Raw genomic sequence first — 12,970 nt, 5'->3', positions numbered from 1 at the left:
CGCCTCAATCCAGAAGGCCGACGCTGCGCAGGATGGCATCGATACGGCCTGCCTCCGCCGCATCCAGCGCCTGGCGCGGGCGCGCCATCCTGTTGGTGGATATAATGCCGAGACTGCGCATCGCGGTCTTGAAGCCGCCGACGCCGGTGGCCCCGCCGCTGACGCGGCTTGCGCCAACCCAGACGATTTCGAAAAGGCGGCACAGGCGCTCCTGCTCCTTGCGTGCAGCCACCCAATCGCCGCGCTGCGCGGCATCCCAAAGCCGCACATAGCCTGCCGGATCGACATTGGCGAGGCCGGGAACAACGCCATGCGCACCCATCAAAAGCGCGTTGTCCACCACGATTTCCGAGCCGGTCATGAGAAAGACGTTCCTGTTTTCGGCCAGATCGAGCAGCGCATAGCGGAAATTGCCGTCATCGCCGGAGGAATCCTTGAGGCCGATGATCGTGCCTTCATTGGCAAGCGTCACCACGGTCTGGCGCGCAAGCTTGGCATGGACGCAGACCGGAATGTCATAGGCAATCAGCGGAATGTCGACCGCATCGCGCACCATGCGGAAATGATCGATGATTTCGGACTGGCTGGTGATTGTGTAGAAGGGAGCGGTGACGACGACGGCATCGGCGCCGACATCCTTCGCGGCTTTTGCGTGTGCGATCACGCGGTCGGTGGCCGGGTCTATGACACCGGCAATGACCGGAACGCGGCCATTCGTCACTTTCACCGTATGTTCGAGAATCCTGCGCCTTTCTGCCGCGTCATGGAACACCACCTCGCTCGTGGAGCCGAGGGCGAAAAGACCATGGCAGCCGCCTTCGATCAGATGTTCGAGAACGCGGGTATAGGAGTCGTAGTCGACCGAGTGGTCGTCATTGAGCGGGGTGACGACCGGAGGGACAACGCCAAAGAATTTCGACATTTCATATTCGCTTTCTGGTTCAGTTGAGTTCTGCGCGGGGGTCGAAGGCATCCCTCAGACCATCACCGATGAAGTTGATCGCCAGTACAGCCAGCACGAGAGCGCCTCCGGGGAAGAGCCATTGCCAAGGGAACTGTTCCAGCACGGCGGTGGAGCGGGCGGCGTTGAGCATGTTGCCCCAGCTTGCGGCCGGTGGCGGCACGCCGAGGCCAAGGAAGGAGAGGCCGGCTTCCAGCAGGATGGCATTGGCCACCTGGAGCGTTGCATAGACGACGAGAATATCGATGGAGTTGGGCAGGCCATGGCGGAACAGGAGATGGCCGAGGCCCGCCCCCATGCCGCGCGACGCCATGACGAATTCACGTTCGCGCAGCTCCAGAAGGCGTGCGCGGATCATGCGTGAAAGCACAGGCCACGACAAAAGCGCGATGACGACGACGGTGGACCAGATGCCCGAACCGATGATGGAGGCCAGCACCAGCAGGAAGATGACGGGCGGCAGCGTCATGGCCAGATCGACCGAGCGCATGGCAATCGCATCCGCCCAGCGCCCGCCAAGGGCGGAGATCGCGCCGATCAGGAAGCCGATGGCCGTGGAAAGCACCACCGACGACACGGCGACGAGGAGCGAAATGCGCCCGCCTTCCATCGTCCGGGCGAAGACGTCGCGGCCGACCCCGTCGGTTCCGAACCAGTGCTTCCAGCTTGGGCCGGAATTCATCGCCAGAAGGTCGATATCGTTCGGCTTGTAGGGCAGCCACAGCGGATAGGTCAGCACCGCGAGCAGAAGCGGGACAAGCAGGACGAGGCCGAATATCGCGGCGCGGTTCTGTATGAAGCGGTTTGCGGAGCGGGCCATCGGCCCTGCGGAGGAGGTAACGGACTGGCCCATCTTACGTAACCTTGATGCGCGGATCGATGACCGCATAGGCCAGATCGGTCAGGATGTTGACGATAATGACACAGGCGCCGATCACAAGCGTTGCGCCCATGATGACCGGATAGTCGCGGGTTTCGACCGCATTGATGAGGAGAAGCCCCATGCCCGGCCAGTTGAAGACGCTTTCGATGAAGATCGCGCCGCCGACGGCAAGCCCGATGGTGGAACCGATGAGGGTCACGACCGGCAGCATGGCGTTTCGCAGCGTATGTTTCACCACCACCCAGAATTCGCGCACGCCCTTGGCGCGTGCGGTGCGCACATAATCCTGATTGAGCGTTTCCAGCATGGAGGAGCGCATATAGCGCATGATGAGCGCGGCATGGCCGATGGACAGAACAAGGGCCGGCAATGCCAGATGGCGCAGCAGATCGGGTATGGAGAAATCCGTTGCCGGTGTCAGCATTCCGCCGGACGGCGCCCATTTGAGGCGCACGGCAAAGATATAGAGGCCAAGCAGCGCCGTGAGGAAGGCGGGACTGGAAATCCCGAGCAGGGCCAGCACCGAGAAGGAATAGTCGGGGAGCGAATTGCGGCGCACGGCGCTGATGATGCCGGTCGTGACGCCGATGACGATGGCAATGACAAGCCCCGCCGCCATCAGGAGGAGCGTCGGCCCGATGCGCGAGGCGATGAGGCCGGAAACGGTTTCGTTGAAGCGTTGCAGCGAATGGCCGAGATTGCCCTGCACGGCCTGTCCGAGCCAGGCGAGATATTGCACCGGCAGGGGGCGGTCGAGGCCGAGCTGTGCCCGCAATGCATCCATTTCCGCCTGGGTCATGGCGACATTGGGGTTGATATAGGCGTCGATCGGATCGCCGGGCGTCAGTTGCAGCAGGACGAAGATCAATATCGTCAGCGCCAGCAACATGCCGAGCCCTATGAGCAGGCGATGAAGGCAATAGCGAAGCATGAAGTTTCTACAGCCTGTCGTTGGTGTTTGGGTGCAAGGAACCGGGACGGCGTCTTCACAAGACGCCGCCAGCCCTGTCTGGTTGCAAATCCGGCGCTGTTATTCGGCTATCGACCACTTTTCCGGGTGGGCCTGATAGGGGCCGCCCGCCGGTGCCGGTGTCCAGACGAAATCCTTGAGCTTGCCGGACGCCACGCCGTAACGGTTGGCGACCCACATCGTCCCCCAGGGAAGATTGGCATTGGTCGCCTTGCACACATCCTGATAGCGTGCATCGCGCTTGGCGGGGTCGGTTTCGGCAAGGGCGGCGTCAAGCGCCTGCGTCACTTCCGGCATGCGGATGCGCATGATGTTGGAGCCCGCGGGCGGGATCTGCTTTTCGTTGAGGCCGATATTGATGTTGGACGGATCGGGACCGTTCTGCAGGCCGGCAAAGATCAGCGGAAATTCATCCGCATTGCCGCCCTGCTTGTAGACGATGGAATTATAGGTCGGGGTATCGACCGTGCGCGGAACGATGTTGATGCCGACCTGTGCCAGCATGGCCTGCATCGCGGCCAGCACATTGGCGACCAGCGGCGAATTGTAATAGGTCAGGATCGGGATGGGCTTGTCGCCATTGATCTTGTCCCAGCCCGCCTCATTGAGAAGCTGCTTGGCCTTTTCCGGATCGTAGGCATAGGCGTCGATATCCTTCGGCACCAGACGGTCGGCGACATAGACGCAGTTCGCAGGTTTTGCCGCGCCGCCGTAGAGGCTCTGGATGATTGCATCGCGGTTGATCGCGTGCATGAAGGCCTGCCGTACTTTCAGCTCCTTCCAGAGCGGAACCTCCTGATTGAAGCCGACATAATTGACCACGAAGGAATCGCCCTCGATCACGCGAAAGGCGCTGTCGCTGCTGAAGGTCGAGACATCGTTGGAATCGACATAGGTAAACTGGATTTCACCGGAGCGCAGCGCGGCGATGGCCGCAGCCGGATCGGCGAAATAACGATTGATGAGCTTGTCCACCTGGGGCTTGCCGCCGCGATAATCGGGGTTGGCGGCAAGTTCGACATATTGATCGGTGACATATTTGTTGAACTTGAACGGGCCGGTTCCAATCGGCGAGCTGGACCACCAGGCGTTTTTGGCAAGCTGTTCCGGCGGGATGGATGCCAGCGCATGTTCAGGCAGCATCATCACTTTCGTGAGCGTGTCGAGCATGGAGGCGCTCGGGTCCTTGAGCTTTATCACCACCGTCTTGTCATCGGGCGTGTCCACCGATGCGATGGAGGCAAGCCGTGCCGCGAAGACCGATCCTGTCTTGCCGTCCTTGGCCAGGTCGAAGGTGAATTTCACATCCTTCGATGTAAAGGGTTTGCCGTCGTGCCATTTGGCGTCGGCCAGCTTGAACGTATAGGTCAGCTGGTCGGGGCTGACCTCGAAGGATTCCGCCAGGTCGCCCACGATGTTTTCCAGCTTGTCGTCATAGATCACCAAGGGTTCGAAATAGGTGACAAGCCATGTGAAGCCGCCGGTGGCGGCGAGCGGGTTGAAATTGCCCTGAAACCCGCCGGGCCCGACATCGAACCCGCCGGAAATCGTGCCTGCGGCCATGGCCGGGGCGGTGGCGTGAAACGGCCCGGCGAGAACCGCCGCCGATAAGGCAAGCGCCGAGTAAAAATTGCGCAACTTCATGTCTTCCTCCCAGTCAACGAAGCGCTTCTGTTGCGGGCGATCACGTGATTGATGCCCGTATAGTGGCGGTCGAGCTGCTTGCGCACCGCGACCACATCGCCTGCTTCGATCGCATCCACGATGGCGACATGATCGCGCCATGTCGCCAGCGGATCGATATTCTCCAGATTCATGAAATTCGACGCCTTGTAGAAGGCAAGCCAGAATACCTCGATCAGCCGAAGCAGCATTTCATTGCCCTGACAGCGGAACAGGAGCTGGTGAAAGTGCCTGTCCTCTTCAGGAAAACCTTCGCCGCGCTTCGCCCGCCGATGCATTTTCTCCAGCGTGTCGCGCAGTTCCCTGATGTCGTCTTCACCGATCAATTCCAGCGTCTTGTCGATGAGGCCCACTTCAAGGGCACGGCGAATGGCCGTCACTTCCTCGATCTGGCGCAATGCGTCGCCAAGGCCATAGGCCAGGTTTTCAAGCAGCGGCTCGAAAGAAAAGGCTTTCACGAAGACGCCGATGCCCCGGCGCGATTCCAGCACGCCGACCGATTCCAGCGCCTTGATCGCCTCGCGCACCGAATTGCGGCTGACGCCGAGCTGGGCCGCCAGTTCGCCCTCCGGCGGAAGGGGTGCCCCCGCCTTGAGGCCATTATCCTCAATATAGCCGCGCAGGCTCTCCTGAACCGTTACATGAAGCAGGGGGGCGCGCTTCAGGGGCTTGATCGGGTTGGTCATCTTCGTCTCCGGTTTGGACATGCGGGACTCCGATTGGCAGATAGTCATTAATTATCCACTTGTAGGATATCTGTCAATCGGATATTTAGAAATCCGTTATTCGACTGTCGAGAGAGATACGACAAATGGCAATTCGAGCGAAGAGGCAATCTCGCACATGCGCGGCTTGCCATCGGGCGTGTGCAAGGGAGCAAGCATGAGCAAGGCGACACTCGACAGGCTGCGGGGCAGGCTCATCGTCTCATGCCAGCCGGTGCCGGGCGGTCCGTTTGACAATGTGGCTTCCATCGTCGCCTATGCGCGCGCAGCCGGCGCGTCGGGAGCAGGCGGACTGCGCATCGAAGGCGCGGCCAATGTCGCGGCGGTCATGCGGGCAAGCGATCTGCCGGTGATCGGTCTTATCAAGCGCGATCTCGATGGCAGCCCGGTCCGCATCACGCCGTTTCTGGATGATGTGAAGGCGCTTTGCGATGCGGGTGCGGCGATTGTCGCGGTTGATGCGACAGATCGGTCGCGCCCCGTTCCCGCAGCGGCGCTGATTGCCGAAATCAAGCGGTGCGGGCGGATCGCCATGGCCGATATTTCAACCCTGGCGGAGGCACGCAATGCCCTTGCGGCAGGCGCCGACATTATCGGCACCACGATGTCGGGCTATACGGGCGATGCGCCGACGCCCAAAAACCCCGATCTCGATCTGGTCGCGCACTGTTCCGGTCTGGGCGGCTTTCTCATCGCGGAAGGCCGTTACAACAGCCCGCAGCAGGCGGGAGAGGCAATTCTCGCCGGAGCGGACGCCGTGGTCGTCGGCTCCGCCATCACGCGGCCGGAGCATGTTACCGGCTGGTTCCGTGATGCGGTTGAAGGTGTGGCAGTACCGTCCTCGCCGGTGCTTGCCTTCGATATTGGCGGAACCAAGACGCTGGCGGCGCTGGTTCGGGGTCGTGAGATCGTGGAACGCCGTGTCATGGCAACGCCGGTTCCGGTCGGCGGTGAACAATGGATCGAGGCCGTCACCAGCCTTGCGGCTGACTGGCGGGGGCGTTACCAGCGTGCAGCAATTGCCGTGACGGGGCGCGTGGACGGGGAAGGGTGGTCTTCGCTCAATCCCGTAACGCTCGCCATTCCGCAGGATTATCCGCTGGGGCGCCGCGTCGGGGCCGTGCTTGGCGTTCCCGTCGAGGTGGTCAATGATGCGCAGGCTGCGGCATGGGGCGAATATCGCTTCGGTGCGGCGCGCGGGCGCGACATGGTGTTTCTGACAATTTCCAGCGGCATTGGCGGCGGCATCGTCCTCAATGGACGCCTGCTGCGCGGTGCGCGCGGCCTTGCCGGAAGTCTGGGCCAGATGCCGGTCGCGGGGCCATCGGGTCTTGTAAGGCTCGAAACCCTGGGGTCCGGCTTCGGCATTGCCAAAAGGGCGCTTGAAGAGGGCCACGCGGGCGATGCGCGTGCGGTTTTTTTCGCTGCTGCCGCGGGGGAAAACTGGGCGCTGGGCATTCTTCAGGATGCGGCGTCGCGCCTGGCCGCAGCGATTGCGGGTTTGCAGGCGATCATCGATCCCCAATGCCTCGTGATTGGCGGTGGGGTCGGCCTGGCGGACGGTTTCCTTGACATGCTGCGCGCGGCGCTTGCCGGCCATCCCGCCGCCATGGTCCCTGATCTCGTTGCCGCCGAACTGGGGGTGGATGCCGGAATTATCGGTGTGGCCGATCTGGCAGGGATGAATTGCCGCCGCGATCGATAGGTGCAGGCGGAGAGCCTGAATCAAAAAGCGGCGGGTCGGTCTGGCAACGGCGTATTCTGCTGCGGAAGAATATGAAGGATTGCTGTCGTAAGCCGACATGTCTGTGGCAGTAGTTGGGTTCGCTCTCTGGTCGATGTCGGTGCTCTCATTGCGTGCCGACAATATAGAAACCCATATATTCGATATAGCTCACGTAACTTTCAAAAATCTCACTTTCAAGCTCCTGTTGTATTTAATACCTTTCTAATAAATACGGGATTTTAGTTTGAAAGTATCAAAGAGTGCATTCTTATCGGAATATCTGCTTCTCATCTACCATCGTGGCGCAAAATGCGCTGCGTATCCAGCCTTTGCGATGAGAGCGTCTTTCATTCCCAATCCGCCCCATCAGCGATTTGGGATGAATGCCCTTATGGCTTCTCGTGGAATCTGCTCCGTTCGGAGGGGAGGAAGTTTTTTCTACAGTAGTAAATGGATTATCCGAGCATCGGAATATTATATTCTGTTAATATTTTTTATGTTAATTAATAAAAATTATGATTTTAGAGAGAGTTAGCGCTGATATATTAGTTATATATTGGAGTTTATGTAGAATTTATTCAAATGGTGAGGAGTGATCTATGTCTGACTCATTATATGTGAACGGCGTATATAATATAGGTGGTCCGAAGAATAGATCGAATTCATCTATAAGCACAGCCAGCGTGGAGAGGTGTTTCAGGGAAAATCAGACACGCTACGAATATTCTTTCCTTGAATTTTATGCTGAACATCTTTGCGATGTCAGCCGGACGTTCAAGGGTGACATGCAGATGGTTCTCCTGCTGGCGACGATTGCGCAGGTAGCGTTGCGCGCAGACCTGATCGTCGCGAATTCGGGTGGAAGAGTACAGGAACTTCCTCCATCCCGGCGCGGCATCACGACCTATCGGCTGGCGGACGTAACCGGGATTCCGAGGGAAACCACACGGCGCAAGCTCACGGCCATGGAAAAGAAAGGCTGGCTGGTGCGTGAGAATAATTTCTGGTGCCTGGCCTATGAGGGAGAGAGCACCAGAATTCATATCGATCTGGCCGATGTTATCAACCGGTCATATCGCCGGGCTGCGCGTTTTTACGTGACGGTAACGCCATTGGTGGATGCGTGAGCGCGTAGGGTTGAAGAATAAAAGAGACCGGAAATGCATGGAGGCATTTCCGATCTCTTTTATTTGTCGACGTGCATTCGGTTTGGTCAGGGATTGGGTACCGCGGTCTGGAGCGCATTCAGCATCCAGCCGTCGCGGGAAATCTTCTCGTTCTTTGCCGCGTCATCGATCCGGTCGAGCAGCTTCTGCGTCAGCGGCAAAGTCACCAGAACATCGAGTTCGTCGGCGCTCGGCGCTGTATAGGCCAGGGCCGCGACTTCGGCTGCAAAGCGGCGCACATGTTCCGTTTTCTGGGCGTCGTTCAGGCTTTTATCCGCCACGACCGACGGACAATAGGCCCAGACGAAATGGTCCACGATGAGCGCGGGCGCAACCTTTTCCGATACGAGTTTCTGAACCATTTCGGCGAGACGCTGGTGAAACACGCTGGGAGTGAGGCCACCTTCGAGATATTTCACGTCGGGCGCATGTTTCATGCCGTTCGGCGCCTTTTTATAGGCGCATTCGAAACCGGCTGCTGCGGCCGGGGCGGCTGGAACGGACAAAGCGATGCCGGATAGAAGCAGCGCGGAGAGGAGGGGTTTCATCTTGGGCACCTTTCACGTTGATGCGGCTGAGGAAATCAATCGGCGGGCCGGGTAGGCGGAGTGGCTGGCCCGGATGCATCGTCCGGCGTTTCCTCCCCCATTTTTCCGTCATAGAGCGGTTTGCGCATGATGCGGGCGTGCCCCCATTCGCGCACCCGTTCCAGCACCACATAGAGCATCGGAATGAGGAAAATGCCGATGGCCGAAGCAGCGATCATTCCGCCGAAGACGGATGTGCCGACAGCCCGCCTGCTGGCGGCTGCGGCGCCGACCGCGATGACAAGCGGCACGAGGCCCAGAATGAAGGCGAAGCTCGTCATCATCACCGGACGGAACCGCTGGCGCGCACCGACAATGGCGGCTTCCTCGAGCGGCATGCCTTCCTCGCGGCGCTCCTTGGCGAACTCTACGATGAGGATGCCGTTCTTGCTGGCAAGGGCGATCAGGACAACGATGCCGATCTGCGCATAAACATCATTGGCAAGGCCGGTTATCCATAGCGCGAACATGGCGCCCGCCAGGCCGGCGGATACGGAAAGAAGGACACCGACAGGGATGGTCCAGCTTTCATAAAGCCCCACCAGAAACAGATAGGCGAACAGCACGGCCAGGCCCAGAATGACGCTGGTTTGGCCCGCGGCCTGCAATTCCTGCAGGGCGGTGCCGCTCCATTCATATCCGTAGCCGGACGGAAGCGTCGCCTTGGAAACCTGCGCCATGGCGGCAAGCGCCTCGCCCGAGCTTACGCCGGGAGCGGCATTGCCCATGATGCTGGCGCTTCGAAAATTGTTGTAACGGGTGATGTAGAGCGGTCCGAGGCGTTCTTCCACGCTAACCAGCGAGCGAAGCGGCACCATATCGCCATGCGAGGAGCGCACGAAGATGCGGTAGATATCCTCGACGGTTTTGCGGTCCTGCTGCTCGCCCTGGATGATGACCTGCCAGGTGCGGCCCAGCGTGTTGAAGTTGTTGACGAAATATCCGCCGAGCGTCGATTGCAGCGCCTGGAACACATCATTGGGCGACACGCCGAGGCTCAGCGCCTTTTCGCGGTCGAGTTTCAGGTTGAGTTGCGGTGTATCGGTTGCGAAAGTGGTGAAGACGCGCGACAGCTTCGGGTCCTGGTTGGCGGCCATGACCAGCCCCTGGGCGACCGATGCCAGTTGCTGCGGCGAGCTTCCTTCCTGATCCTCGAGCTGATACTGGAAGCCGCCCGACGATCCAAGGCCAAGGATCGGCGGCAGGTTCAGGGTGATCGCGACGGCGCTTGGAATGGCGGCTGTCTGGCGGTTGACTTCGGCTATGACGTCGAAGACGGTGATATTTTCCTTCAGCCGCTCCTCGAAGGGTTTCAGGGTCACGATCAAAAGGCCGGCATTGGAAACCGCCAGCCCGTCGATGAAGCTGAAGCCGGTCACGCTCGTCACGTCGGCCACGCCCGCAAGCTGGCGGACATCGCTCTCGACCTGGGAAACGACGGCGGCCGTGCGGCTCTGGGATGCCGCGGGCGGGAGGTTGACCTGCACGAAGAACAGGCCCTGGTCTTCTTCCGGCAGGAAGCCCGTTGGCACGACAGTGTTGAGAAAATAGGCCGTTCCGCCGAGTGCCGCGACCAGCACGATGGACAGAAGCGCAAAGCGCACGAGCCGCCGCACCACATAGGCATAGCCGTCGCTGATCTTTTCGATGCCGAGCGAAAGCCTGTCCATTGTGCGGCCATAAAGGCCTTTCCTGTGGCCGTGCCCGTGTTTCAGGAAGACGCCGCACAAGGCCGGACTCAGTGTCAGCGCGTTGATCGCCGAAATGAGCATCGCGACCGAGACGGTGATTGCGAACTGGGCATAGAGCGCACCCGTAATGCCGGGAATGAAGGCGACCGGAACGAAAACGGACAGAAGAACGAGCGTGATCGCGATGATGGGCGCCGTGATCTCGCGCATGGCCTGTTTTGCGGCTTCCTTGGGCGGAAGCCCGGTTTCGGCCATCACGCGCTCGACATTTTCGACGACCACGATGGCGTCGTCCACGACGATGCCGATGGCAAGGATCATGGCGAAGAGCGATATCGTGTTGGCCGTATAGCCGAAGGCCAGCAGCACCGCGAATGTGCCGATCAGCGAAACCGGCACGGCGATCGCGGGAATGAGCGTTGCCCGGAAATTGCCGAGGAAAATGAACACCACCACCACGACCAGAACGAAGGCTTCCATCAGGGTCTTGATGACCTCATGGATGGTCGAGGAAACGAAAACTGTCGTGTCGTAGGTGATCTTGTAATCGATGCCCGCGGGGAAGCTCTGCTTCAGCTGTTCCATGACATTGCGGACGCCTTCGGCAGCCGCGACGGCATTGGAACCGGGCGCCTGATAGACGGCGATAACCGATGCGGGCTTGCCGTTGAGCCTGCCAATCGTGTCATAGGATTGGGCGGCAAGCTCGACACGGGCGATATCCTTCAGGCGCACGGCCGATCCGTCAGGATTGGCGCGGATGATGATATCCTCGAACTCCTTGGCGCTGGTCAGGCGGCCTTGGGTGGTGAGGTTGAGCTGTATCTGCTGCTGGTCGGTCATCGGCGGCGCGCCGAGCCGTCCGATGGCGGCCTGCACATTCTGGCTGCTGACGGCGGTGACGATATCGTTCGGCGTCAGGCCAAGGCTGGTCAGCGCATCCGTATCGAACCAGATGCGCATGCTGTAGTTGAACGTGCCGAAGGACTGCGCCTGGCCGACGCCGGGCACACGCGCCAGCCGGTCGACCACATTGATGATGCCGTAATTGTTGAGAAACAGCTCGTCATAACGGCTGTCCGGCGAATAGAGCGTGATGATCTGGAGGAAGGACGAGGATTGTTTCTTGACGGTGACGCCAAGGCGCGTCACCTCCTGCGGCAGATTGGCTTCGGCCAGCCGCACGCGGTTCTGCACATTCACTGTATTCAGGTTCGGATCGGTTCCGACCTTGAATGTGATGGTGAGCGTGTAGGTGCCGTTATTGCCGCTGGTCGAATTCATGTAGATCATGTCGTCGACGCCGTTGACCTGCGCCTCGATCGGCTGCGCGATGGTGGCTTCGATGACTTCCGCGCTTGCTCCCGGATAGCTGGCGGTGACGGAGACCTGCGGGGGCACGATATCCGGGAACTGGGCGACGGGAATCCGCGTGACCGCAATCAGCCCGGCAAGCGTGATGACGATGGCTATGACGATGGCGAGGCGCGGCCTGTTAATGAAAATGGATGCCAACATGGGTCACTTCCCCACCGATATTGCTTTCTGGGCAGGCGTGGTCGGGTCGACCATTTGCGGCGCCACCTTCTGGCCGGGCCGGATGCGCTGGAGGCCGTCGACGATGACGACATCGCCCGCCTGCAAGCCGGACGTGACCACCACATTGCTGCCGAATGTCGAGCCCTGGCGGATCTGGCGCTGGACGACCTTGTCGCCTTCACCCACGGCCAGCACAAAATTGCCGCTCTGGTCCGTCATGATTGCCTTTTGGGGAACCATCAGCGCTTCCATCGGCTTTTTGCTGGCTGCCGTGACCTGCACATATTGCCCGTCGAGCAGCACATTGTCCGGGTTGGAAAACTGCGCCCGCACCATCAGCGTATCGGTATTGGGATCGATCTTGAGGCCGGTGAAATCGATGGCGCCCGTTTCGGGATAGGGCATGCCGTTCGACAGGGTCAGGCTGACCGCGACATTGTTTCTGTCGGTCGCGGCCCGGTTGCCTTCGGTGAGTTCGAGAATGGTTTTGTCGCTGACCGGAAAGGTCACATAGATCGGGTTTTGGCTGACAATGGTTGCCAGCGGGCCAGAACTTGGCCCGACAAGGGCGCCGACGCTGAAATTGGCCTTGCCGATGCGCCCGGCAAAGGGTGCGCGGATGTCGGTATAGCCGAGATTGATCCGGGCCTGCTCCAGTGAAGCCTGCGCCTGCTGCACGACGGCGAGCGCCTGTTTTTCCGCCGCCAGGCGGTCATCGAGCGTGGCCTGCGAAACGGTCTGCTGCTTGTAGAGCGACCGGGCGCGTTCGGTCTGGATTTTCAGATTGTCGGCATCGGCCTGTGCTTTGGCAAGATTGGCCTGTGCTGCGTCGACGGCTGCCTGAAGCGCGTCTTTTTGCAGGACGAACAGAAGATCGCCGGCCTTGACCATCTGCCCTTCGGTAAAGGCACGCTTGTCGAGAAAGCCGTCGACGCGCGCCATGAGATCGACACTATCGGTTGCCTCGACGCGCCCGACGAAGGAAAGCTGGGGATGGGTGGGCTGCTCATCGATCCTGATGGTGCCGGCAGGGATCGGG

Annotated in this window: 10 protein-coding genes; 2 read left to right on the top strand and 8 right to left on the bottom strand. The window is 60.1% G+C overall.

The features are described from left to right. Positions 1 to 4: 4 nt before the first annotated feature. The 5 genes from AVM02_RS11940 to AVM02_RS11920 form a co-directional block, all read right to left on the bottom strand. On the bottom strand, positions 5 to 922 hold the full coding sequence (locus AVM02_RS11940; RefSeq protein ID WP_411507171.1) for a dihydrodipicolinate synthase family protein: 918 nt from the start codon (positions 920 to 922) through the stop codon (positions 5 to 7). Between the two features lie 19 nt (positions 923 to 941). After that, positions 942 to 1,814: an ABC transporter permease gene (locus tag AVM02_RS11935; RefSeq protein ID WP_104754571.1), complete on the bottom strand. Its 873-nt coding sequence runs from the start codon at positions 1,812 to 1,814 to the stop codon at positions 942 to 944. Position 1,815: 1 nt separating this feature from the next. Continuing rightward, positions 1,816 to 2,775 carry an ABC transporter permease gene (locus AVM02_RS11930; RefSeq protein WP_411507170.1) on the bottom strand — a complete coding sequence of 320 codons (960 nt, stop codon included), beginning with the start codon at positions 2,773 to 2,775 and terminating at the stop codon, positions 1,816 to 1,818. Between the two features lie 99 nt (positions 2,776 to 2,874). Then, entirely contained in the window at positions 2,875 to 4,458 is a 1,584-nt protein-coding gene (locus AVM02_RS11925) for an ABC transporter substrate-binding protein (RefSeq protein WP_411507169.1), read from the bottom strand. Beyond that, complete coding sequence (locus AVM02_RS11920; RefSeq protein WP_411507168.1) at positions 4,455 to 5,204, bottom strand: FadR/GntR family transcriptional regulator; 750 nt, start codon at positions 5,202 to 5,204, stop codon at positions 4,455 to 4,457. The genes AVM02_RS11925 and AVM02_RS11920 overlap by 4 nt, the downstream gene beginning before the upstream one ends. 175 nt (positions 5,205 to 5,379) lie before the next feature. On the opposite strand from AVM02_RS11920, the gene AVM02_RS11915 reads away from it, so the two are divergent. Beyond that, positions 5,380 to 6,927, top strand: coding sequence for a putative N-acetylmannosamine-6-phosphate 2-epimerase (locus AVM02_RS11915; protein ID WP_411507167.1), 1,548 nt, complete (start codon positions 5,380 to 5,382; stop codon positions 6,925 to 6,927). 620 nt (positions 6,928 to 7,547) lie between these two features. Then, on the top strand, positions 7,548 to 8,075 hold the full coding sequence (locus tag AVM02_RS11910) for a hypothetical protein (protein ID WP_411507166.1): 528 nt from the start codon (positions 7,548 to 7,550) through the stop codon (positions 8,073 to 8,075). 86 nt (positions 8,076 to 8,161) lie between these two features. On the opposite strand, the gene AVM02_RS11905 is transcribed toward AVM02_RS11910, so the two are convergent. The 3 genes from AVM02_RS11905 to AVM02_RS11895 all read right to left on the bottom strand — a co-directional run. Then, positions 8,162 to 8,662, bottom strand: coding sequence for a glutelin (locus AVM02_RS11905; RefSeq protein WP_411507165.1), 501 nt, complete (start codon positions 8,660 to 8,662; stop codon positions 8,162 to 8,164). 35 nt (positions 8,663 to 8,697) lie between these two features. After that, positions 8,698 to 11,910, bottom strand: coding sequence for an efflux RND transporter permease subunit (locus AVM02_RS11900; protein ID WP_411507164.1), 3,213 nt, complete (start codon positions 11,908 to 11,910; stop codon positions 8,698 to 8,700). A 3-nt stretch (positions 11,911 to 11,913) separates the two neighbouring features. Beyond that, on the bottom strand, positions 11,914 to 12,970 hold a 1,057-nt coding region (locus AVM02_RS11895; protein ID WP_411507163.1), incomplete at its 5' end, for an efflux RND transporter periplasmic adaptor subunit.

This window comes from Brucella anthropi, assembly GCF_046630315.1.
Lineage (GTDB): Bacteria > Pseudomonadota > Alphaproteobacteria > Rhizobiales > Rhizobiaceae > Brucella > Brucella anthropi_A.
The sequence above is the reverse complement of the archived record's forward strand: the minus strand, read 5'-3'. Positions and strand labels throughout refer to the sequence as shown.

Coding starts and splice junctions, on each gene's coding strand:
- AVM02_RS11915 (WP_411507167.1), top strand. CDS start 5,380: ATGAGCAAGGCGACACTCGACAGGCTGCGGGGCAGGCTCATCGTCTCA.
- AVM02_RS11940 (WP_411507171.1), bottom strand. CDS start 922: ATGTCGAAATTCTTTGGCGTTGTCCCTCCGGTCGTCACCCCGCTCAAT.
- AVM02_RS11930 (WP_411507170.1), bottom strand. CDS start 2,775: ATGCTTCGCTATTGCCTTCATCGCCTGCTCATAGGGCTCGGCATGTTG.
- AVM02_RS11905 (WP_411507165.1), bottom strand. CDS start 8,662: ATGAAACCCCTCCTCTCCGCGCTGCTTCTATCCGGCATCGCTTTGTCC.
- AVM02_RS11935 (WP_104754571.1), bottom strand. CDS start 1,814: ATGGGCCAGTCCGTTACCTCCTCCGCAGGGCCGATGGCCCGCTCCGCA.
- AVM02_RS11920 (WP_411507168.1), bottom strand. CDS start 5,204: ATGTCCAAACCGGAGACGAAGATGACCAACCCGATCAAGCCCCTGAAG.
- AVM02_RS11925 (WP_411507169.1), bottom strand. CDS start 4,458: ATGAAGTTGCGCAATTTTTACTCGGCGCTTGCCTTATCGGCGGCGGTT.
- AVM02_RS11900 (WP_411507164.1), bottom strand. CDS start 11,910: ATGTTGGCATCCATTTTCATTAACAGGCCGCGCCTCGCCATCGTCATA.
- AVM02_RS11910 (WP_411507166.1), top strand. CDS start 7,548: ATGTCTGACTCATTATATGTGAACGGCGTATATAATATAGGTGGTCCG.